Source organism: Allorhizobium sp. GW101-3B10, assembly GCF_059424725.1.
Genome location: NZ_JBWKZR010000001.1, coordinates 2,577,473 through 2,596,948, shown reverse-complemented (window position 1 = coordinate 2,596,948; position 19,476 = coordinate 2,577,473). Strand labels below are relative to the sequence as shown.

Below are 19,476 nucleotides of genomic sequence, written 5' to 3'. Positions count from 1 at the left end.
TATGCGCAAGGCGTCGCGGCTCTTCGAGATCATCCAGATCCTCCGGCTGTCGCGCCGCGTCGTTACCGCTGCCGAGATCGCCGAGCAGCTTGAGGTGACGCCGCGCTCGATCTATCGCGACATCGCGGCCCTCCAGGCCATGCGCGTGCCGATCGAGGGCGAGCGCGGGCTGGGCTACATCCTGCGGCCCGGCTTCGACCTGCCGCCGCTGATGTTTTCGGTGGAGGAGACCGAGGCGATCGTGCTCGGTCTGGCACTTCTGGAGCGCACCGCCGATACCGGGCTGAAACAGGCGGCCCGGCGGGTCAATGCCAAGATCGCCGCGGCCGTGCCGGAGCCGCTGCGCCAGGTGCTGCAAGGCAATGCGCTGCAGGCCTGGGGCTCGGTCGCGCCGGCGCCGGAAGGGGTTGATCTCGCCATGGTGCGCGCCGCCATCCGCGACGAGCGCAAGCTGCTGATCGACTATCGCGATGAACTGGCCAATGCGACGGAGCGCACGGTGCGGCCGCTGGCGCTGGTCTATTATTCGGCTACCGCCGTCATCGTCGCCTGGTGCGAGCTGCGTAAGGCGATCCGCAACTTCCGCGCCGACCGGGTCGAGGACTGCCAGCCGCTCGAGGATTTCTTCCTGGGCGAAGGCAATGCCTTGCGCGAACTCTGGACCGCCGGCTGGACGGGCAGCACCGTCGCCGCGCCCGCCCAATAAGCATGGTGCCTGCAGTGGTCGGTGCGCAAACACGGGATCGTTGTGATGTCGCGCGGTCGGGCGTGCTGAGCGCGCCGGGATCGCGCGTCCTAGAGGGCGAGAACCCGGCTCTCCTCGCGGCCGAAGCCGGTGATCTCCATGCGGTCAGCATGGACCGCGACCATGGCGAAGGCGTTCTCCTCGGCGGTGTCGACCATGCCCTTGATGTTGACGAAGTGCGTGCCGTTCAGCCGGCCGTAATTGCCGGCATGGTTATGGCCGCAGAAATAGCCGATGGCGGCGGGCGAGTCGGCGATCAGCGCCGAAACCTCTTCCGCGCCCCACAGATTGTGGTCGCTTTCCGGATAGAGCGGATAGTGCCCGAACACGATCGCTCGCTCGCCGGCTTCTTCTGCGAGGTTCAGCCGTTCGCCCAGCCACCCGACCTGCGTAGCACTCATGCCGGCGTTCCAAGCCTGCGCATTGGCCGCACCTGTTGCGGTGAGCAAGGTCAGCCGCTCGGCCGCCTCGACCCGGCGTGGATCGTCGAGCGGCGGGGCAAACAGCGAGACCTCGTTGCCATCGGTGATGATCAGCCTGACCCCGTTGACGGCAAAGTCATGGTAGGGCGCCGGCATGCCGAGCCGGGCGTGCACGTCCGCCAGCCGGTCGGCGGCGACGGCAAAATCGTGATTGCCGGGCAGGAAATGATGCGGATGGCGCAGCGTCTCGTAGAGCGCCAGCACGCGGTCGAAATTCTCCCAGTCCCGGTCGATCACGTCGCCGAGCGTCACGACGAAATCGAGATCCTCGCCATTGAACCGCGCGATCGCCGCCTCGAGCTTGCCGAGGCTTTGCCCATAGTGGCGGTCGAGCCGCGTGTTCGGCGCGATCGGCGCATATTGCGGATCGGCGATCAGGCCGAAGCGGAGAAGGGGGGAGGACTGCTGGGAGGGCATTGTCGACACGTCGTGAAAGGGATGGCCGGACATAGGTGCTGGCCGTGACAGTCGTGTGACAGCGGATGGAACGCTCTTCTCCCTTGGTGGGAGAAGAAGCGAAATCGAGGGCTTAGCCGCAGGCTAAACCTCAGATTTCGCAGATGAGGGGGAAGGGCGGCGCGCTCGGATCATCTGGCTCCGTCATCCTCGGGCTTGACCCGAGGATCCATGACGCGCCGAGCGTCGGCACACAATAAGGGATCGGGTGCTGCTCTTGCAGCCCTGACGCAACCGGGCTGGATTTATACGCGCTCCGTGTCAGGTCCTATCGGAAAAGCTCTGAATGCGTGCCGGCTCGCGTGAAGACGACAAGATTCTGTTTTTCGTCGAGCGTGTAGATCAAGAGGAAATCGCCGCCAATGTGACACTTATGGTGATCTGCCCACTCCCCGGTCAGCGCGTGGTCTTTCCATTCCGCTGGCAGGGGTGCGTCGTTCGCAACCAGAAGGCCCATGACCTCCTTCAATTTGACCATGTCGTAGCGCCCGGAATCGTTAAGACTTTTCCAGTCTCTGACGAATTGCTTCGTGTGGTCCGAGCAGCGAGGAAGCGAAGCCCGCTTCGATGAAGCCGGCTTGCTTTTGCCTTGCTTAGGACGCACGGTTTCCAGCCTCGATTGAACCGATCAGTTCTTCGGCGGTGCCGAAACGATTCCGGCGCGCGGCTTTGATGGCGCGCGCTTCCTCGATCGCGGCGACAGTCTCCGCATTCGGTCGGGTCAGTTCAATCGGGAGAGCCTTTTCGCGGGCGATCCTCGTCAGCATCATGCGCATCACATCGGAGACAGTCAGCCCGAGGCTGTCGAGCACTTCGGTCGCATCATCCTTCAATGCGGCATCAATCCGTGCCCGGACATAAGCATTTGCTGCCATTATGGACATCCTTCTTTTCTTGAGAAAGATGTAGCTCAATTGGGCATCAATTTCAAGGCAGTCCCGGAGCGAAGGGCTTCTCCGCCGCGAGCGGGCCGCGGAGCAATTCTCGTCAGATCACCCTAACCGCATAGACTTCGCCACCCGCGAGCGGCAGCAGGCGGTTGGCCATTTCGGCCTTCAGCTCCTCGTGGCGGGCGATTTCCTCAGGCGTCTTGTCGGCCTTGGCGCCGAGCATGACGAATTCCTCGCGCACATGGCCCGGCTTGATCACCGCCTCGACCGTCCTGCCGCGATAGCTGAAGCGGAAGACGTAAGGGCCCGGCGGATCGTTGATCACGTGCGTGCCGCCGATCGACTTGTCGACGACAAGCCGCCCCTCGGTCAGCGCGCGGGTGACCATTTCCAGCGCATCGCGGCCGCCGGGGCCGGAAAAGGCGGTGAGGATGGTCACCTCGCGCCGCTCCAGCGGCGTATCCGACAGCAGCGGAAAGGCCGCCTGCATGGCTTTGAGCCCATGCGCGACGCCGCCGGGGAAACCGCCGCCGTGATAGGCGTTGATGCTGTCGAAGGTGAAGCTGATGGGGTGTCCGTTGTCGAGGACGGTGATCTCGTTAGACATGGGCATAGGCCTTCAGATTGGGAACGAATCGGTCGAGGAAGCGCGTCGTCGCCGGCATGAAATGCGAGCCGTGATGGAACATCGGATCGAGCGAGGAGAGGATCATGGTGCCCGGCGTCGAGACCCTGTCCTCGTAGAGGATCGGCCGGCCTTCGCCATCGCGGGCGAGAACGGTGGCGCCATCCGGCGGCACGAACCAGCCGTGCAGGTGCCAGGTGACCTCTCTGTCGCCGATGCCCTGCATCAACGGATGCTTTGCCGCCGCTTCCGCGACCCTGACGCCGAGATCGGCCGACGGATCGAGCCACCACCACCAGTTCGTCTCCGTCTCGGTGAAGTCCACAGCCGGCAGCCAGAGGTCCGACCGGCTCTCGCCGAGCGCGACGACGGTGCCGCCGGCGTCGAGATGGCGGGCGACGACGTCCTTCTGCGCGATCATGCGCCGCGCCGGCGTGCGGCACGGCACCCAGAGAATGTCGTCCGGGCGCAGCACCTGGCCCAACTGTTCCGGTCTGCAGATCACGTCGAACGCCTGCGTATAGCGCGGGCCTTCGAGGCTGCGGATATGGTAATAGGTGCCCGACGAGGGGGCGACGATGCGGCGGCCGGAGCGGGTCGAGGTGCGATGGCCGCCATAGGTCTCTGGCTGCGAAAGGGGCAGAACCTCCGCCGGCTTGGCCTGGCTTGCCGGCCAGGGGTCGAAGCACAGCGCGCCATTAGCCCAGGCGAGGATGCGGGCGGAAAGCTCCGGCGCCAGCCCCCATTCCAGCCCCATGCCGGCGAGATCGTTGCCGGAATGAGAAAAGATCCGCCCGCCCTTAGGCCGCGCCCAGACCCAGTCGACCGGGACCCTGGCAGCGCCGAGACCGTTGACGGCGACGGCACCCTCGGGCAGCGGGTTGCAGCCGCGGCCGTAAAAGCCGGCGACACCCTTGTTGGTCTCCAGCTTGTTGAGATCGATGCCGTCGTAGATCGGGTGTGGATTGACCGCGGACAGGTCGAAGTCCGGGCGCTTCGGCTCGGCGATCGGCCGGTACTGCCCCATGCCGTCGATCAGCGGCCGTACCATGTGGCCGTTGAAGAACCAGCGCCCGCCGCGGTCGAGAAAGGCTTCGAGTGCCGGCTTGAGCGCGAGCATGGCGTCCTGGTCGAGCTGCTGGCCGGTGATCAGGCCGCCATGCGCGCCCAGGATCTCCGCCGTGAGGTCGCACTGCTTGACCATCACGGCCTCGCCGCGCGCGGCGGCCTCGACGATGCCCGGCGAAGCTTTGCCATAGGCGGATTTCACATAGATCGTGCTCATGCCGCCTCTGTTCCGGAAAAAGCGGGCAGGATCGCCCGGCGCGTGCCACCCGTGGGTCCCTTGACCTCGACCCAGCGCATCGGCACGCCGTAGAGTTCGGAGAGGCTGTCGGGCTCGATCATCTGCGAGACCGGGCCATGGATCTCGCGGCCGCCCGGCATCATCAGCAGCACGTCGTCGGCGGCCGCCAGCGCGTGGTTGGGGTCGTGGGTGGTGAAGATGATGGCGAAGTCACGGCGAAGCCTCAGCGTATCCAGCAGTTCCAACGTTTTCGCCTGGTTGCCGAGGTCGAGCGCCGAGGTCGGCTCGTCGAACACCAGCACCGGCGATCCGGTGGCGAGCGCCCGGGCGATCAGCACCATCTGCCGCTGGCCGCCCGACATGCGGTCGTAGCGGAGGTTGGCGAGCCCGCAGGCGCCGACCTGCACGAGGGCTGCTTCGGCCGCCTCGCGGTCGGCGGCCGACGGCTGGCCGAACAGGCCGAGCCGCACCGCGCGCCCCATGACGACGACATCGAGGCCGGAGAGCTTGGCCTGCGAGGCGCCGTGCTGCGGCACATAGCCGGCGACCTTCGGCGCGTGCCGCGTGCCCGAAGCGAGCGGCTGGAAGCCGAGGAGCGCCCGCAACAGCGTGGTCTTGCCGCGGCCGTTCGGGCCGAGGATCGCCATGGAGCGGCCGACCGGCACGGAAAAGCTGATATCCTTGAACAGCGTGCGGGATCCGAAGGCGACGGATGCCCTGTCGAGGCCGATCATGGGCGGTTCGCCTCCTTGAAATGCTTGCGCAAGAGCACGGCAAAGACCGGCGCGCCGATCAGCGCGGTCAGCACGCCGAGCGGGATTTCGGCCGCCGTCAGCGTGCGCGCCAGCGTGTCGATGAAGGTGAGATAGGCGGCGCCAATGATCGCCGAGGCGGGGATCAGCGCGCGGTGGTCCTCGCCGACGAGAATGCGCGCGGCATGCGGCACGACAAGCCCGATCCAGCCGACGATGCCGGCGACCGCGACCGAGGTTCCGGTCATCAGCGAAATGGCGATGAAGACGTACCAGCGTTCGCGGTCGGGATTGACGCCCAGCGACCGCGCCTCGCTGTCTTCGAGCGCCAGAAGGTTCAGCCGGTAGCGCAGGGCAAAGACGATGACGAGGCCGATCGCCATGCCCGGAACGGCAAGCCAGAGCCTGGCCCAGGTGGCGGTGGCAAACGAGCCCATCAGCCAGTAGACGATGGCCGGCAGCGAGGTGTTCGGATCGGCGATGAACTGGATGATCGACACCAGCGCCCCGAACAGCGCGCCGATCACCATGCCCGACAGGATGACGGTGATGACTTCCGTGCGGCCGTTGATGCGGGCAAGCGCGCCGACGAGGATCAGCGCCGACAGGCCGAAGACGAAGGCGAGCCCCAGAAGCACCACGCCGGAATAGCCGAACAGCAGCGCCATCGCGCCCCCGAAGGCCGCGCCCTGACTGATGCCGAGCACCTGCGGCGAGACCAGCGGATTGCGGAACACGCCCTGAAGGGCCGCCCCGCCGACGGCGAGTGCTGCGCCTGAAAGCGCGGCGAGCAGCACGCGCGGCAGGCGCACCAGAAGCACGATGCGCTCGTCCATCTGCGCCGGCGCGAGGCCGGGGTTCATCGCCCCGGCCATCAGGATGTCGATGATGCGCGGCACGCTGACGGAATAGCGGCCGGCGCCGATGGCAAACAGCATGGCGGCCACCAGCGCGATGAGGAGGGCGCCGAACACGCCGATCCGCATCACCGAGACGTCGCGCCGAACCGGCTCCGCCACCACCGCGCTCATCACTTGGCCTTGAACTGGGCGTAGTTCGTGGCGTCGCCCTGCATCTGCGTCCACAGGATGCCGTCGATGTCGTCTTCGCCGAGGTCGTAATTGTAGAGCGCCTTGTAGGCCTTCTTCATCTCGGCCCGCAGGTCATAGGCGAAGACGTCCGGATGCAGCAGATTGGCGAGCCACATCCAGGTCAGCGGACTTTCCTGGCTCGGCGGGTCCCAGCGATAGCCGCCGAGCGGCATCTTGTAGACTCGTCTGTCCTGCGCGGCCTTGGTCAGCGACAGGATCGGATCATTGTAGATCCGGTCGATGCCGAGCTTGGCTTCGAAGCTGTTCAGCAGGATGACGTCCGGGTTCCATTCGGCGATCTGCTCGGGGCTGATCGTCGTGCCGTTGCCCTCGACGGAGGCCGAGGCATTCACCCCGCCGACCAGTTCGATGTACCAGGCATTGTAGTTGCCCTTGTTGCCCGAGGCGGTCAGGTTCTCCATGGCGCGGCCGAGATAGAGCACCTTCGGGCGCTTGTCGGCCGCAATGGCCTTGGCCTTCTCCGCCATCTCCTTGGCGACCGTGTCGCGCCAGCCGTTGATCGCCGCGGCCCGTTCCGGCTTGCCCATCGCGGTTGCGACCATCTCGTGGTAATAGCGGGTCTTCTCTTCCGTGCCGTAGGAAATGAGCGCGACGTTGAGCCCGGCATTGCTGATCGGGTCGACGAGATCGGCGCCATAATCGGCCCACTGGATCACCAGTTCCGGATTGGTCGCCGCCAGTTCCTCGACATTCGGGATGAAGTTCGGCGCGGTGACGTCGGAGGGAATGTCCTTGGCTTCCGGGAAGATCTTGCCGAGCACCCCTTCGACGATCGCCGACTTGGCGGTCGGGTTCATGCCGACCAGCTTGCCGGTGCCACCGTCCATGGCGATGATGGTCGAGGCCATCGGGATCGGGATCGAGGCGATGCGCTCGGCCGCCTTCGGCAGCGTGACGGTGCGGCCGGCCTGGTCGGTGAGGGTGATCGGATCGGCGAGTGCTGCGCCGGCAAGGCCGAGAACGGCTGCCAGGCTGAGGGGAAGACGATGAAGCATCATCGGGCCTTTCGCAAAGTGGAGTAAAAATGTCCTAATTCGATGCGCTCAGATCGCAAACATGAGCATTGTTGTCAAGATACAGCCGGGATGAAGAGCCCTGTGAATTTGTGGGTATCGGCGTCACGGCCTTTCGGCCCGCCCGGTCCGGGCTTCTGTCGTTTGACGATGGACGGGGCGGAAAAATCGCCTATGAAGGCGCTCTCACAAATTGACTTTTCGCAACAGGTCTTCCGCCATGATCGTCCGCGACCGCCCGAGCCTTCTCGTCCTGTTCTTCATCCTGCGCGGATCCGTCCTGCCGATGATCTTCCCGCAGGTGCTGTTCGTGCTGATCCTGTCGGCCTTCGTCGTGTGGGGGCACAATTTCTGGCCGGTGCTGGTGCCCGGCTTCAACAGCGCGCCGCTGGCGCTGGTCGGCATCGCGCTGTCGATCTTCCTCGGCTTCCGCAACAATGCCTGTTACGACCGCTGGTGGGAGGCGCGCAAGGATTGGGGCCTGCTGATCGTCGCCTCGCGCTGCCTGGCGCGCCAGTCGATGATCCTCGAGGGCAGGGGAGATACGGACGAGCCGGCGCCGCGCCGCCGGCTGGTCGAGCTGACGATCGCCTATGCCTATGCGCTGCTCATGCACCTGCGCTCGGGCGGCGACCAGGCCCGCATCCTCGCCCGGCTCGCGCCGGACCGGCACGAGGCATTCATCGAAAGCCGCAACCGGCCGGATTTCGTCCTGCGCGAAATGGGGGCGCTGCTCGCCGGACTGAAGGGCCGCGGTCGCCTCAGCGACATCGAGTTTAGCCTGCTGGATGCCACCATCGGGCAGATGTCGGGCGTGCTGTCAGCCTGCGAACGCATCCGGCTGACCCCCGTACCCTTCGGCTATACGCTGCTGCTGCATCGCACGGCCTATATCTTCTGCTTCCTTCTGCCCTTCGGCTTTGCCGACATGCTGGGCTGGCTCACTCCGTTCGCCACCGCGCTCGTCGCCTACACCTTCTTCGGCTTGGATGCGCTCGGCAACGAACTGGAGGAGCCCTTCGGCGACCTGCCCAACGACCTGCCGATCGGGGCGCTCGCCGAGACCATCGAGATCAACATGCGCGAGGCGCTCGGCGAGCGCGACCTGCCGCCGCTGCCGGAAGCCAGGGACTACATCCTGATGTGACGCCGCGCCGGGCGCCATTCGTTTGAAAGCGTTAATACAGGTTTTCCTGATGCGTTTATGATTGCTAAACGCATCACTGCTACATCTGGCGGGGTCTGAATGGATCCGGTTGCGATCCCGCGTGGCATGAGGGCTGGTTCAGGACACGGTGCTTTCGATTGTCCGTCACCCTGTGGAACGCCCATGACCCTCGTGCCTCATCACGGCCGCCAGGCAGTAGCAGCGATCTTCGCATCGGACGCCGACACCGTCGAGCTTGCGCCGGAGGCGATCCGCGACGCGACCGCGCGCACCTTCGCGCCGATCATCCGCGGCTTCCTCGTCCCGGTCTTCATCTTCTATCTGTTCATCAGCGTTGCGCATGTCGTGCTTCGCGCCCCTGCGGACGGCGCCCTGCTGTTTTCCCTGTCGGCATCGACGGCGGCGGTCGCCTTTTTCTTCCGCAAGTCGCTGCGGCTCAAGGATGTGAGTTTCTTTCGGCTGGAACTGATCGGCGCGGTCGTGCTGATGCTGATCTACCTGAACACCTGCGCCGTGCTCTACGTCGATTTCCACCCGGCGAACCTGCTCTATTTCCTGCTGTTGATGATGCTGGCCTCCACGGTCGGGATCAGCATCCGCGTGGTCGCGGGGGTGAGTGCGATCACCCTGGCCACGATGTTGGCGCTCGCCTATGCGCTGGGCCGCGAGACCTTCTTCTACTATTCCTTCGTCAGCATCGCCGGGGCCTTCAGCGCGGTCGGCCTGGCCATACTGATGCGCGGCGCGATCCTGAAGGCGGTGCGTTCGCGCCTGCTCGCGGAGCAACTGCGGGAACGCGCCGAACGGCAGGCCGATTTCGACGCCCTGAGCGGCCTGCCCAACCGCCGCAGCTACTTCGCCAATCTGGAACAGATGATAGCGGCGCCGGGCGCGAGCGTTTACGTCGGCATCATCGACCTCGACGGCTTCAAGCCCGTCAACGATCTCTACGGCCACGCGGTTGGCGACGACCTGCTGGTCGAGGTGGCCGCCCGCATTCGCAACACCTGTCCGCCCGCCTATCTTGTCGCGCGCCTCGGCGGCGACGAGTTCGCGCTGGGCATCGATCGGCCGCTTTCGCACGACAGCTTGACCCATCTCGGCGCCGCCCTCTGCGAGGCGCTGCGCCGGCCCTTCACCATTTCCGGCATTTCGATCGCCATTTCCGGATCGATCGGCTTTGCCCATTTTCCTTCGAACGGCACCACGGCGCGCGAGATCTATGAGCGGGCCGACCACGCCCTTTATTGCGCCAAGCGCGCGACCCGGGGCGACGTGGTGATCTTCACCGATCGCCACGAGGCCGAGATGACCGATTACGGCCTGATCGAGCAGACGCTGCGCAATGCCGACCTGGTGAAGGAACTCTACCTCGATTTCCAGCCGCAGTTCGACATCCTCGCGCAGCGCACCTCCGGCTTCGAAGCGCTGGCCCGCTGGGCCAGCCCGGCGCTCGGCACGGTCAATCCGGGCCTGTTCATCGCCGCCGCCGAGCGCACCGGCATGATCGAGCGCGTCACCGGCATCCTCCTGCAGAAGGCGCTCGCCGCCGCGGTCACGTGGCCGTCCGACATCTCGCTCTCGTTCAATCTCTCGCCGGTCGATCTCGTCTCGCCCCGCTCGATCGCCAATGTCACGCGCATCGTGCGCGAAAGCGGCATCTCTCCCGAACGCCTGACTTTCGAGATCACCGAAACCATGGTGATGAGCGACTTCGAATGCGCACGCGAATCGCTGGTGGCGCTGGCGGACATGGGCTGCCGCATCGCGCTCGACGACTTCGGCTCCGGCTATTCGAGCTTTGCCTACATCCACCGCTTCCCGCTGCACCGGATCAAGGCCGACCGCTGCTTCGTCACGCAATTGGCGGACGACAGCGCGTCGGGCTTCGGCATCCTGCTCGCCATTGCCGAACTCTGCGCCAATCTCGGGCTGGAATGCCTGGCCGAGGGGGTGGAGACGGAGGAGGAGATGCGCCTGGTCCGGCAGGCCGGGGTCCGCTTCGTCCAGGGCTATCTCTACGGTCGGCCGGTGAATGCCGCGGCCGCCGCCGCCCACGCCGCGGCCCAGCATGACCAGACTGCCCTGTCGGCCACCGGCTGAGCAGGAGCCGGGCGCGCGCCAAACCGTTGCCGATGCCGGCTATGGCCGGCGACGCCGCTTCACTTCGTCGCGAAGCAAGCGGGCCTTTTCACTGCCCGCCTCGAACAGGAAGGGTCTTGCGCAGGGTGCCTGCAGCAAGGTCAATGTGCCGGGTTCAGGCGCCGGACCGACCACGGCGGATGGGCCGCGCAGCGGAGGCGTACCCGACTGCGGGTTTCTGAGAGCGATGACATAGGGGCCAGGCGCCAGGCTGTCGGGCTCTGCGAAGGTGGAATTGTCCCAGGTCGCGACAAGCGTATCCGGCGCCTCGCCGTACAGCACTTCCTCGACCTCGATCCGGAAGCGGGCATAGTCGGAGAGGAAGCGCGTTTGATCCCCGGACCTCTTCCAGAATTCCGGGTCCCGGGCGATATCAGCCTTGCGGCGCGCACGGACCACGGGATCGAGCACGAGGCGGTAGTCCGTAATCCTCCCGACGACCACGACGTCGGCATGACGCACGTCCTCGATATGCAGCGGAACGGAAACGATGCAGGCCTCCACCGCTGTGCCCGAACCGGAGAACAGCAAGGCGATCGCGGAGAGGAACAGGGGAAACCGCACGAGACACTCCGTTGCTGCAAGGCCTGCAGTCAGCCTAGGGTCCTGATCGCGCCATGGCAATGGTCCGGGCGAGCGTACACCGCAGGGTTGCGGCTTTGTCTCGCGCCGGGCAGGCGACGGCCGGCGCACCGAGGCGGCGCGCCGGATGTCTTTCGGGCCGGTCAGTCGTCGAACTTGACGGCCTTCAGCTTGTCGATGCCGAGCACCTGCAGCGCCAGCTTCTCGTAGAAGGGTTCAGCCATGCCGCTCTTGATCTTGTGCAGGAAGTATTTCTCGAAGCCGATCTTGGCGGCATGCACCCACTTGCCCTGCGACGACCAGTTGACGTTGCGCGGCGGGATCTGCGGCTGGGCCACGAAGGCGATGCCCCCGTCGCCGAAATCGGCGAGGCACACCGCGTTCCAGGTGCCCTCGGCATTCGGCTTTTCGCCGCGCACCAGCTTGGCGATGTTCTTGGCGGTCGCCGTCACCATGCTCTCGATCATGAAGCCGGTCTTCGGCACGCCGACGGGAACCGGCGTCTTGCCGGTGGGTGCGATCGCCACGCAGACGCCGACGGCGAACACGTTCGGATACTTGCCGTTCTGCTGGTGCCGGTCGACCAGGATGAAGCCGCGCGGATTGGTCAGCCCCTCGATGTCGCGCACCGCCTCGACCCCGCGAAACGCCGGCAGCATCATCGTATAGGTGGATGCAACCTCGTGGATGGTCTTGGTCGAGCCGTCCTCGTTGACCTCCTCGACCGTCACCTTGTCGGCCTCGAATTTCTGGACCTTGGAATTGCAGATCCACTTGATGTGCTTGGAGCGCATCGCGCTTTCCAAGAGGCCCTTGGTGTCGCCGACCCCGTCGAGGCCGAGATGGCCGATATAGGGTTCGGAGGTGACGAAGGTCATCGGCACCTTGTCGCGCACCTTGGCGTCGCGCAGCGCCTTTTCCAGGATGAAGGCGAATTCATAGGCCGGGCCGTAGCACGACGCGCCCTGCACCGCGCCGATCACCACCGGACCCGGCTTGGCGACCAGCTTGTCGAAGGCGCCCTTGGCCGACAGCGCATGGTCGATATGGCAGACCGACTGGGTATTGGCCTCAGGGCCGAAGCCGGGGATCTCGTCGAAGGCGAGCTCCGGGCCGGTGGCGATGACCAGATAGTCATAGTCGACGAACGTGCCGTCCGTGAGCTCGATGCGGTTGTCGGCGGCATGCAGGCGCTTGGCGCCCTGCGGATAAAGGCCGATGTCGCGCTTCTTGCAGGCCGGCTCGAGATCGACCTCGATGCTGGCGCGGTCGCGCCAGCCGACGGCCACCCACGGGTTGGACGGGACGAAGGAATATTTCGAGCCTTTATTGATGATGCTGATCCGGTCGCCTTGCGACAGATTGTCTCTCAATTCGTAGGCCATGATGGTGCCGCCAAGACCGGCACCGAGAACGACGACATGCGCCATGAAGCAACCTCCCATTTGCTGCAGAAAAATATATATTAAACAGTATATACGAAGCTTCGTAGATGTAATTTGATCTTGGTCAATTCCGGCGAAAAAAATATGCCCCGCGGTGGGGTGGGGCCAGTGGGTTCGAAACGGGCTTCTAAAGGGGAGTGGCGGGGCGTCGCGCCTAGCCGGGAAGCTTCGGCTGGATACGGCTCTGCGGCAGCATCTCGCTGGCAATCGTCATGGCGATCAGCGACAGCGGCACGGCGAGCACTGCGCCGACCGCGCCCCACATCCAGGTCCAGAAAACAATGGCGACGAAGACCATGAACGGGTTGATCTCCAGCCGGCGCCCCATGACCGCCGGCGTCACCAGGTTCTCCATGATCGCGTGCACGGTAAAGAAGGCGAGGGCGGGCGCCAGCGCCACCAGCAGCCCGTCATGGGTCAGCAGGCCCGAGACCGCCAGCGCCAGGGTCATCAGCGCGATGCCGAGATAGGGCACGAAGCTCGAGAGAAAAGCGAACAGGCCCCAGAGCCCCGGCATCGGCAGCCCGCCGGCCCAGGCGATCACCGTCATCACCACGCCGGCTGCGGCATAGAGCAGGGTTGCTGTGGCGAAGTAGAAGCCGAGCGCCTGTTCGATCGAATTGAGGATGCGGATCGCCGAAAGGCGCCGGGCGCGGTCGTTGAAGGCGATGATCAGGGCGCGGCGCAGCGCCAGCCGGCTGCCGAGGAAGAACACCAGCGCGCCGAAGAAGATCAGGCCCTGCACCAGCGCCGGCGTGACGCGGGTCGCAAGCGTCGAAAGCACGGTGCCCATGTTCTCGATCAGCGCTTCGGGGGTCAGCGGGCCGGAGCGGAAGGTCGCGGCGGTGACGTTCAGCCACTCGAAGCGCTCCAGATAGGGCAGCATGCGCTCGATCGCGCGCTCGAGCGTCGCCGGTGCCTCGGCCGCCAGTCCGGCGAGCGGCGTCGCCAGCGTGTTGATGATGAAGAACAGGAGAAAGGCGAAGAGCGAGGTGAGGATCACGGCGGTCGCCATGGGCGGAATCCCGAGCTTGCCCAGCCGGTCGGCCGCGACCCCGAGGATCAGCCCGACGACGATGGCGAGCGTGATCGGCATCAGCACGCTGGCCGTCAGATAGACGGCGGCGACGGCGAGGATGAGGAAGATCCCGATCACCGCCCAGATCAATACCAGGTCGAGCGCTGTCTTGCGCACCTTGATCCGGTGGGGCGTCTTGCGGCGCGCGCGCTCGGCGGCCCAGGCGGCGTTCTCCATCGCCTCTCGGCCGTTTCCCGGTCCGTGCGCCCTGTCGTTCATTTCGAAAATCCCCGATACATCTGCGCCACAACGCGGCACGCGGCGGAGTGTTCCATCGGGGAGGAGGGCTGTGGTCTGCGAAGCGCCCGCCGTGCCCCGGCCGGCCGCTCCGCGCGGCCCTCCACGGCGACCGGGGATGCGGCCGAAGCCGGCATCCCCGGCGGTCCTCAATCCACGTCGATCACCAGCTTACCTTCCGAGCCGCGGGTCTCGATCAGGTCGTGTGCCTCGGCGGCGGTCGACAGGTCGAAGATCCTCGGATCGAGCTTCGGAATCAGCTGGCCGGCCTCGGCGAGCCTGGTCGCCTCGCGCAGGATCGCGCCGTGATGCGCGCGGCCTTCGCCAGTCAACAGCGGCAGGAGCGTGAAGACGCCGGAATAGGTCGCCGCCTTGAAGGACAGCGGTGCCAGCGCATGCGTACCCCAGCCGAGGCTGCTGACCACATGGCCGAAGCGCTTCACCGCCCTGAACGCCGCATCGAGCGAGGCGCCGCCGACCGTGTCGTAGACGACGTCGAAACCCCGTCCGCCGGTATGTTTCGCCACATAGGCCTCGACCTCCTGGGAGGCATAGTCGATCGGCACGGCGCCGAGGCTTCTGAGATAGTCGGCCTTGCCGGCGGCATCGACGCCGTAGACGGTCGCGCCGAAGGCCCGGGCGATCCGCACGGCGATGTGTCCCACCCCGCCGCCCGCCCCGAGCACGAGTACCGTCTGGCCGGCCTTGACGCCGACGCGGTCGACGAGGCCTTCCCAGGCAGTGATGAAGATCAGCGGCAGGGCGGCCGCCTCGCGCAGGCTGAGCGTTGCGGGCTTCACGGCCAGAAGCCGGGCGTCGACGGCGGCATACTGGGCCAGCGATCCCTGGTGGCCGCCGACCCCGCCGGTCATGCCATAGACCTCTTCGCCGCGGCGAAAGCCGGTGACGCCCGGCCCGGTCTCCTCCACCGTGCCGGCCAGGTCGATGCCGAGGATCGTGGGCAGCGGCTGGCGGGCATGCGCCGCCTGGCCGGCGCGGATCTTCGTGTCGAGCGGGTTCACGCCGCTCGCCCGGATGCGCACGAGCACCTGGCCCGGGCCCGCCACCGGCCGGGCGACTTCGGTCAGGCGGAAGGGGCCGCCATGGGTTTCGAGAACAAGCGCCGTCATATGGGTCATTGCCATCACTCCTTTGGATTTGCGATGGGCAAAGAGTGCGGCCGAACACATTGAATGGAAATCATAGAGATGGCATGATCTTCATGCAGTTTTGTATGGGGATCCCATGACGCCGGAATGGAGCGATTTTCGTATCTTCCTCGCCATCGCCCGGGAGGGCACGCTCGGCGCCGGCGCCCGCCGGCTCGGGCTGACGCAGCCGACCATGGGCCGGCGGCTGAAGGCGCTGGAAGGCGCGCTCGGCACGGTGCTGTTCCAGAGAACCGCCGACGGTTTCGTCCTGACCGACGAGGGCCGGCTGCTTCTCTCCCATGCCGAACGCATGGAGGAGGAGGCGATCGCCGTCGAGCGGGGCCTCGCCGGGACTGCGAAGGAGCTTGACGGGCTGGTCCGGATCTCGAGTTCGGACTGGTTCGGGGTCCATGTCCTTTCGCCGCTCTTGGCCGGCTTCTCGCAGCGGCATCCGAAGGTGGTGGTCGAACTGCTGACGGATTCGCGCCTGCTGAACCTCTCGCGGCGCGAGGCCGATCTCGTCTTCCGCATCCGCCCGTTCACCGAGCCGGACGTCGTCTCCCGCAAGTTCATGCATGTCGACTATGCACTCTACGTGCCGGCGCATTGTTCCGATCCGGCAATCGGCGATGGCGCGGGCCTGAGCCTTGTGACGATGGACGAGGCCTTCGGCGGCATGCCGGACGTCGCCTGGCTCAGCGAAACCTTCCCCAATGCCGTCGTTGCCCTGCGCAGCAACAGCCGCGACGTGCAGGCAAGACTCTGCGCCGGCGGGGCCGGCATGGCGGTCCTGCCGGTGCCGCTCGGCGACAGCACGCCCGGCATCCGCCGCGTCGCCCTGCCGTCGCCCCCGCCCGGCCGCGACACCTGGCTCGGCTACCACCGCGACATGCGCCGGCTGCCGAGGCTGCGCGCCCTCATCGACCACCTGATCGCTGCGGGCTGAATGCGGGAGGGGGTCTGCCCCTTACGCCGCCCTGAGCGTCAGCCCGATCCCCCAGGGGTCCTTCAGCGCATGGCCTTCCGCCGTGCGCTCGACCGGGATCTCCAGGCTCTCCAGCGTGACAAGCGCCGTGTCGAGCGCCGTCTGGTCGTTGAAGGTCAGCGAATAGTCGGAGAGGCCCGACATCGCCCCTTCGCGGGCCGTGGCGCCGCGGCTGTTCCAGATATTGGCGGCGATGTGGTGGTGATAGGTGCCGGCGCCGAAGAAGCTGGCGCCCGGATACGTCGCCATCTTCTTGAGGCCGAGCACGCCTTCGTAGAAGCGGTCTGCCTCCGGGATGTTGCCCACCTGCAGATGCATGTGGCCGATCGCCGCCCTGTCGCTCATGCCGCCCCAGGCGGTCTTCGGCGCGCTGTCGTAGAGCCCCTGCAGGTCGAGGCCAAGCGTCGCCATCTCCACCGTGCCGTCGGCGCGGAAATCCCACTCTTCCGGCGCACGGTCGCGATAGACCTCGATGCCGTTGCCCTCCGGGTCGCTCAGGTAGATCGCCTCGGAGACCAGATGGTCGGAGGCGCCGTCGAGCCGCACGCCGCGCGCCACGGCATGGGCCAGCCAGTGGCCGAGCTCGGTGCGGTCGGGCATGAGGAAGGCGGTGTGGAACAGGCCGGCGGCATTGCGCGGCGCCGGCCGCACGTCGGCGCGGGTCGTCAGCGTCAGGAGCGGGCGGTCGCCGGCCCCCAGCACCACACCGCTCATGCCCTGCTCGATCACGCTGAGGCCGAGCATGGTCTCGTAGAACTGCCGCACCCGTTCGATGTCGGAGACCACCAGATGGGCGGTGCCGACATGGATCGGCCGGGTCAGCGCGAAGCTCTGCGCCGTATCTGTCTTGCCGTTGGAATTCGTCATCGTGGCTCCTGTGGCCGGGCGGGCCGGTGTCGCGCCGGCAGCGAGGCTGGCGCCGAGCGCGAGCATGGTGCGGCGGCTGATCCGGGTCATCGTCGGTCCTTGTGGTTTTCTGTCTTCGAGACCAGAATATGGGCCGTTCGCATCGTTCACGAAAGATCGTATCCTGGAGATGTATCGTTCGCTGATCGTTGACGGTCGGTGCCGCAAAAATTGATCCTGATCAATGCGGCGCGCTCGCCGAGGATCAATTGTGAGGCCATGGATCAGGGAGGCGGGTCCGCAGAGACCGCGTCACAAGGAGAGCAAGATGTACAAGAAAATCGTGGTTCCGGTCGATTGCGGCGCGCTCGACAAGGGCGAGAAGATCCTGCGCAAGGCCGCCCAGCTGCTCGATGCCGGCGGCGAGATCATCCTGATGACGGTGATCGAGGACATGCCGGGCTATATCACCATCGAACTGCCGGTGAACGCCGTCGAGGACGCCATCAAGGACGGCAAGGCCAGGCTGGTCGAGTTGAAGGAAAAGACCGGGATTGCCGCCCGCGTCGAGCTGCGTACCGGCGCACCGGCCCGCGAGATTCTTGCCGCCGCCAACGAGCACGGCGCCGACCTCATCCTGGTCGCCTCGCATATCCCGGACCTCGGCAATTACCTGATCGGCGCCACCGCCGACCGCGTCGTGCGCCATGCCAAGTGCTCGGTTCTCGTTGACCGCTGAGCCGGCGTGGACCACACTGCAGGGTCAGACAGAAGAAACAACGAGGATACACCCCGGATGAACACTGAAAAATACGAGCAGATCCTCAGGGATCGCCAGCGCGAGCTTTTCGCCCGTCTGCACAAGATCAATGCCGACATCGCCACCGGCCGCGACGCAGACAGCGAAGAGCAGGCGACCGAGGCGGAGAACGACGAGGTGCTCGACGAACTCGGCGAAGTCGGCGAGAAGGAGCTGAAGGCGATCGACGCGGCCCTCGACCGCATCACCAAGGGCACCTATGGCACCTGCGCCAAATGCGGCCAGCCGATCTCCGAGGCGCGGCTGGCGGCCGTGCCCTACGCCCCGCTCTGCCAGGAATGCGCCACCGGTCTCTGACCGCCCGACACACAGGTCTTGGCCCCCTTTCCGGATGCGGAGAGGGGGCTTTTTGCTGCTCGGACTTCGGCTTGCTGCATCAATAGGTGACCCTATTGACACGTGACAAAAGAGTCACCTATTCTCCGGTTCATGGACGACATCTTCGATGCCCTGGCGCATCCCATTCGACGCGGAATCCTGGACCGTCTGCGGCAACGCGACGGCCAGACGCTGAGCGAGCTTGAGCGCGATCAGCCGGTGACCCGCTTCGGCGTGATGAAGCATCTCGGCGTGCTGGAAGGCGCCCATCTCATCGTGACCCGCAAGGTCGGACGGGAAAAGCTGCATTATCTCAATCCGCTGCCCCTGCAGGACGTGGCGGACCGCTGGATCTCGCGCTTTGCCGCCCCCTTCGCCCGCACGCTGAGCGATCTTGCAAGCGTCGCCGAAGGAAGGAACGATAAGATGAGCAATGCCGCGCCGAAACATGTCTGGGAAACCTATATCCGCGCCACGCCCGACGCGGTCTGGGCGATCCTCACCGACGACGAGAAGACGCCGCTCTGGCAGCATTTCAACATGACGTCGCGCACCGAATGGCGAAAGGACGGGGCGATCACCTTCTTCGTCGGCGACACGCCGATGATCGTCGGCAAGGTGCTGGAGATCGAGCCTCCGCATCGTTTCGTCCATTCCTTCAGTGCGCAGTGGTCGCCCGATGTCGCCGTCGATCCGGCCTCGCGCGTCACCTGGAGCCTCGAGCCGGTCGGCGAGGGCGCCTGCAAGCTGATCCTCACCCACGACGATTTCGGCGGCGACACGGCGACCAGCCGCGCGGTCGGCGGCGGCTGGCCGGAGGCGCTGTCGCGTCTGAAGACGCTCGCCGAGACCGGCGAACCCTTCTACATCGCCGCACCCGGCCGCTGAGCCTTTGCCAAGGGAGCAAGACGCATGGTTCTACCTGTCCACACGATGCAGTATGCTGCAATCCTCGCCCTGATCTTCGTCGCCCTGTCGCTCTGGGTCTCCATGGGGCGGGCGAAGATGCGGGTGCACCACGGCGATGGCGGTCACGTCGCGCTCAATCGCCGCATCCGCACCCACGCCAACTTCGCCGAATACGTGCCCTTCGCGCTGCTGCTGATCGGCCTTGGCGAAATGGCGGGCGTGGGCGGCACGACCGTTCAGGCCCTGCTGGCCGTGCTGGTCGCCGCCCGTCTCGCCCATCCCCTCGGCATGACCGCGCCGGAAGGATCGGTCCGGCAATATGCGCTGCGGGCTCCGGCCATGCTCGCCACCTGGGCCGTCATCGCGGTGGCGGCCGTCCTGCTAATGGTCCGCTGATGGGCCTTCGGACGGCGG

At 66.0% G+C, this 19,476-nt stretch carries 21 protein-coding genes; 8 read left to right on the top strand and 13 right to left on the bottom strand.

All coding sequences use genetic code 11. From position 1 onward, the window contains the following. Position 1: 1 nt before the first annotated feature. A complete protein-coding gene (locus AC07Y0_RS12890) occupies positions 2-706 on the top strand; it encodes a helix-turn-helix transcriptional regulator (RefSeq protein ID WP_498677800.1) in 705 nt (234 codons plus the stop codon). Between the two features lie 89 nt (positions 707-795). Here AC07Y0_RS12890 and AC07Y0_RS12885 read toward each other — a convergent pair whose 3' ends face one another. The 8 genes from AC07Y0_RS12885 to AC07Y0_RS12850 form a co-directional block, all read right to left on the bottom strand. After that, positions 796-1,644: a metallophosphoesterase gene (locus AC07Y0_RS12885; protein WP_498677798.1), complete on the bottom strand. Its 849-nt coding sequence runs from the start codon at positions 1,642-1,644 to the stop codon at positions 796-798. Between the two features lie 307 nt (positions 1,645-1,951). Then, positions 1,952-2,287 (bottom strand): type II toxin-antitoxin system YafQ family toxin, encoded by a 336-nt coding sequence (locus tag AC07Y0_RS12880; protein WP_498677797.1) that lies wholly within the window; start codon positions 2,285-2,287, stop codon positions 1,952-1,954. Then, entirely contained in the window at positions 2,277-2,558 is a 282-nt protein-coding gene (locus tag AC07Y0_RS12875; protein ID WP_498680235.1) for a type II toxin-antitoxin system RelB/DinJ family antitoxin, read from the bottom strand. Before AC07Y0_RS12875 ends, AC07Y0_RS12880 begins: the two co-directional genes overlap by 11 nt. A 112-nt stretch (positions 2,559-2,670) precedes the next feature. Further along, positions 2,671-3,180: a hypothetical protein gene (locus tag AC07Y0_RS12870; protein WP_498677795.1), complete on the bottom strand. Its 510-nt coding sequence runs from the start codon at positions 3,178-3,180 to the stop codon at positions 2,671-2,673. Continuing rightward, positions 3,173-4,483, bottom strand: a complete 1,311-nt coding sequence (locus AC07Y0_RS12865) for a hypothetical protein (RefSeq protein WP_498677794.1) — start codon at positions 4,481-4,483, stop codon at positions 3,173-3,175. The genes AC07Y0_RS12870 and AC07Y0_RS12865 overlap by 8 nt, the downstream gene beginning before the upstream one ends. Beyond that, on the bottom strand, positions 4,480-5,238 hold the full coding sequence (locus AC07Y0_RS12860; protein ID WP_498677793.1) for an ABC transporter ATP-binding protein: 759 nt from the start codon (positions 5,236-5,238) through the stop codon (positions 4,480-4,482). Before AC07Y0_RS12860 ends, AC07Y0_RS12865 begins: the two co-directional genes overlap by 4 nt. Next, positions 5,235-6,287, bottom strand: a complete 1,053-nt coding sequence (locus AC07Y0_RS12855; RefSeq protein ID WP_498677791.1) for a FecCD family ABC transporter permease — start codon at positions 6,285-6,287, stop codon at positions 5,235-5,237. Before AC07Y0_RS12855 ends, AC07Y0_RS12860 begins: the two co-directional genes overlap by 4 nt. Next, positions 6,287-7,363 carry an ABC transporter substrate-binding protein gene (locus tag AC07Y0_RS12850; protein ID WP_498680234.1) on the bottom strand — a complete coding sequence of 359 codons (1,077 nt, stop codon included), beginning with the start codon at positions 7,361-7,363 and terminating at the stop codon, positions 6,287-6,289. Before AC07Y0_RS12850 ends, AC07Y0_RS12855 begins: the two co-directional genes overlap by 1 nt. A gap of 238 nt (positions 7,364-7,601) precedes the next feature. Here AC07Y0_RS12850 and AC07Y0_RS12845 point away from each other — a divergent pair, with 238 nt between their 5' ends. Further along, on the top strand, positions 7,602-8,528 hold the full coding sequence (locus AC07Y0_RS12845; protein WP_498677790.1) for a bestrophin family protein: 927 nt from the start codon (positions 7,602-7,604) through the stop codon (positions 8,526-8,528). 183 nt (positions 8,529-8,711) lie between these two features. Next, complete coding sequence (locus AC07Y0_RS12840; RefSeq protein WP_498677787.1) at positions 8,712-10,652, top strand: putative bifunctional diguanylate cyclase/phosphodiesterase; 1,941 nt, start codon at positions 8,712-8,714, stop codon at positions 10,650-10,652. Positions 10,653-10,691: 39 nt separating this feature from the next. Here the strand turns inward: AC07Y0_RS12840 and AC07Y0_RS12835 are convergent, their stop codons facing one another. The 4 genes from AC07Y0_RS12835 to AC07Y0_RS12820 form a co-directional block, all read right to left on the bottom strand. Further along, positions 10,692-11,255 carry a hypothetical protein gene (locus AC07Y0_RS12835; RefSeq protein ID WP_498677784.1) on the bottom strand — a complete coding sequence of 188 codons (564 nt, stop codon included), beginning with the start codon at positions 11,253-11,255 and terminating at the stop codon, positions 10,692-10,694. Between the two features lie 161 nt (positions 11,256-11,416). After that, a complete protein-coding gene (locus AC07Y0_RS12830; protein ID WP_498677782.1) occupies positions 11,417-12,703 on the bottom strand; it encodes an NAD(P)/FAD-dependent oxidoreductase in 1,287 nt (428 codons plus the stop codon). A 169-nt stretch (positions 12,704-12,872) separates the two neighbouring features. Next, a complete protein-coding gene (locus tag AC07Y0_RS12825) occupies positions 12,873-14,015 on the bottom strand; it encodes an AI-2E family transporter (RefSeq protein WP_498677781.1) in 1,143 nt (380 codons plus the stop codon). Between the two features lie 167 nt (positions 14,016-14,182). Continuing rightward, positions 14,183-15,172 carry a zinc-dependent alcohol dehydrogenase family protein gene (locus tag AC07Y0_RS12820; RefSeq protein ID WP_498677779.1) on the bottom strand — a complete coding sequence of 330 codons (990 nt, stop codon included), beginning with the start codon at positions 15,170-15,172 and terminating at the stop codon, positions 14,183-14,185. 106 nt (positions 15,173-15,278) lie between these two features. Between AC07Y0_RS12820 and AC07Y0_RS12815 the strand changes: the two genes are divergently transcribed. Next, entirely contained in the window at positions 15,279-16,130 is an 852-nt protein-coding gene (locus AC07Y0_RS12815; protein WP_498677777.1) for a LysR family transcriptional regulator, read from the top strand. A 21-nt stretch (positions 16,131-16,151) separates the two neighbouring features. Here the strand turns inward: AC07Y0_RS12815 and AC07Y0_RS12810 are convergent, their stop codons facing one another. After that, the gene (locus AC07Y0_RS12810) at positions 16,152-17,117 is read right to left on the bottom strand and encodes a VOC family protein (RefSeq protein WP_498680233.1); all 966 of its coding nucleotides are present in this window, start codon (positions 17,115-17,117) and stop codon (positions 16,152-16,154) included. 226 nt (positions 17,118-17,343) lie between these two features. Here AC07Y0_RS12810 and AC07Y0_RS12805 point away from each other — a divergent pair, with 226 nt between their 5' ends. The 4 genes from AC07Y0_RS12805 (at position 17,344) to AC07Y0_RS12790 (ending at position 19,458) form a co-directional block, all read left to right on the top strand. Next, positions 17,344-17,754, top strand: coding sequence for a universal stress protein (locus AC07Y0_RS12805; RefSeq protein ID WP_498677775.1), 411 nt, complete (start codon positions 17,344-17,346; stop codon positions 17,752-17,754). Positions 17,755-17,811: 57 nt separating this feature from the next. Beyond that, the gene (locus AC07Y0_RS12800) at positions 17,812-18,132 is read left to right on the top strand and encodes a TraR/DksA family transcriptional regulator (RefSeq protein ID WP_498677773.1); all 321 of its coding nucleotides are present in this window, start codon (positions 17,812-17,814) and stop codon (positions 18,130-18,132) included. 132 nt (positions 18,133-18,264) lie between these two features. Then, positions 18,265-19,041 (top strand): ArsR/SmtB family transcription factor, encoded by a 777-nt coding sequence (locus AC07Y0_RS12795; RefSeq protein ID WP_028738348.1) that lies wholly within the window; start codon positions 18,265-18,267, stop codon positions 19,039-19,041. A gap of 24 nt (positions 19,042-19,065) precedes the next feature. Continuing rightward, on the top strand, positions 19,066-19,458 hold the full coding sequence (locus AC07Y0_RS12790; RefSeq protein ID WP_498677769.1) for an MAPEG family protein: 393 nt from the start codon (positions 19,066-19,068) through the stop codon (positions 19,456-19,458). The last annotated feature ends 18 nt before the right edge of the window (positions 19,459-19,476 follow it).

Bases quoted from the DNA above. Each gene is read 5' to 3' on its own strand.
- AC07Y0_RS12890 (WP_498677800.1), top strand. From the start codon at position 2: ATGCGCAAGGCGTCGCGGCTCTTCGAGATCATCCAGATCCTCCGGCTG.
- AC07Y0_RS12885 (WP_498677798.1), bottom strand. From the start codon at position 1,644: ATGCCCTCCCAGCAGTCCTCCCCCCTTCTCCGCTTCGGCCTGATCGCC.
- AC07Y0_RS12875 (WP_498680235.1), bottom strand. From the start codon at position 2,558: ATGGCAGCAAATGCTTATGTCCGGGCACGGATTGATGCCGCATTGAAG.
- AC07Y0_RS12870 (WP_498677795.1), bottom strand. From the start codon at position 3,180: ATGTCTAACGAGATCACCGTCCTCGACAACGGACACCCCATCAGCTTC.
- AC07Y0_RS12865 (WP_498677794.1), bottom strand. From the start codon at position 4,483: ATGAGCACGATCTATGTGAAATCCGCCTATGGCAAAGCTTCGCCGGGC.
- AC07Y0_RS12860 (WP_498677793.1), bottom strand. From the start codon at position 5,238: ATGATCGGCCTCGACAGGGCATCCGTCGCCTTCGGATCCCGCACGCTG.
- AC07Y0_RS12855 (WP_498677791.1), bottom strand. From the start codon at position 6,287: ATGAGCGCGGTGGTGGCGGAGCCGGTTCGGCGCGACGTCTCGGTGATG.
- AC07Y0_RS12850 (WP_498680234.1), bottom strand. From the start codon at position 7,363: ATGCTTCATCGTCTTCCCCTCAGCCTGGCAGCCGTTCTCGGCCTTGCC.
- AC07Y0_RS12845 (WP_498677790.1), top strand. From the start codon at position 7,602: ATGATCGTCCGCGACCGCCCGAGCCTTCTCGTCCTGTTCTTCATCCTG.
- AC07Y0_RS12840 (WP_498677787.1), top strand. From the start codon at position 8,712: ATGACCCTCGTGCCTCATCACGGCCGCCAGGCAGTAGCAGCGATCTTC.
- AC07Y0_RS12830 (WP_498677782.1), bottom strand. From the start codon at position 12,703: ATGGCGCATGTCGTCGTTCTCGGTGCCGGTCTTGGCGGCACCATCATG.
- AC07Y0_RS12825 (WP_498677781.1), bottom strand. From the start codon at position 14,015: ATGAACGACAGGGCGCACGGACCGGGAAACGGCCGAGAGGCGATGGAG.
- AC07Y0_RS12820 (WP_498677779.1), bottom strand. From the start codon at position 15,172: ATGACCCATATGACGGCGCTTGTTCTCGAAACCCATGGCGGCCCCTTC.
- AC07Y0_RS12815 (WP_498677777.1), top strand. From the start codon at position 15,279: ATGACGCCGGAATGGAGCGATTTTCGTATCTTCCTCGCCATCGCCCGG.
- AC07Y0_RS12805 (WP_498677775.1), top strand. From the start codon at position 17,344: ATGTACAAGAAAATCGTGGTTCCGGTCGATTGCGGCGCGCTCGACAAG.
- AC07Y0_RS12800 (WP_498677773.1), top strand. From the start codon at position 17,812: ATGAACACTGAAAAATACGAGCAGATCCTCAGGGATCGCCAGCGCGAG.
- AC07Y0_RS12795 (WP_028738348.1), top strand. From the start codon at position 18,265: ATGGACGACATCTTCGATGCCCTGGCGCATCCCATTCGACGCGGAATC.
- AC07Y0_RS12790 (WP_498677769.1), top strand. From the start codon at position 19,066: ATGGTTCTACCTGTCCACACGATGCAGTATGCTGCAATCCTCGCCCTG.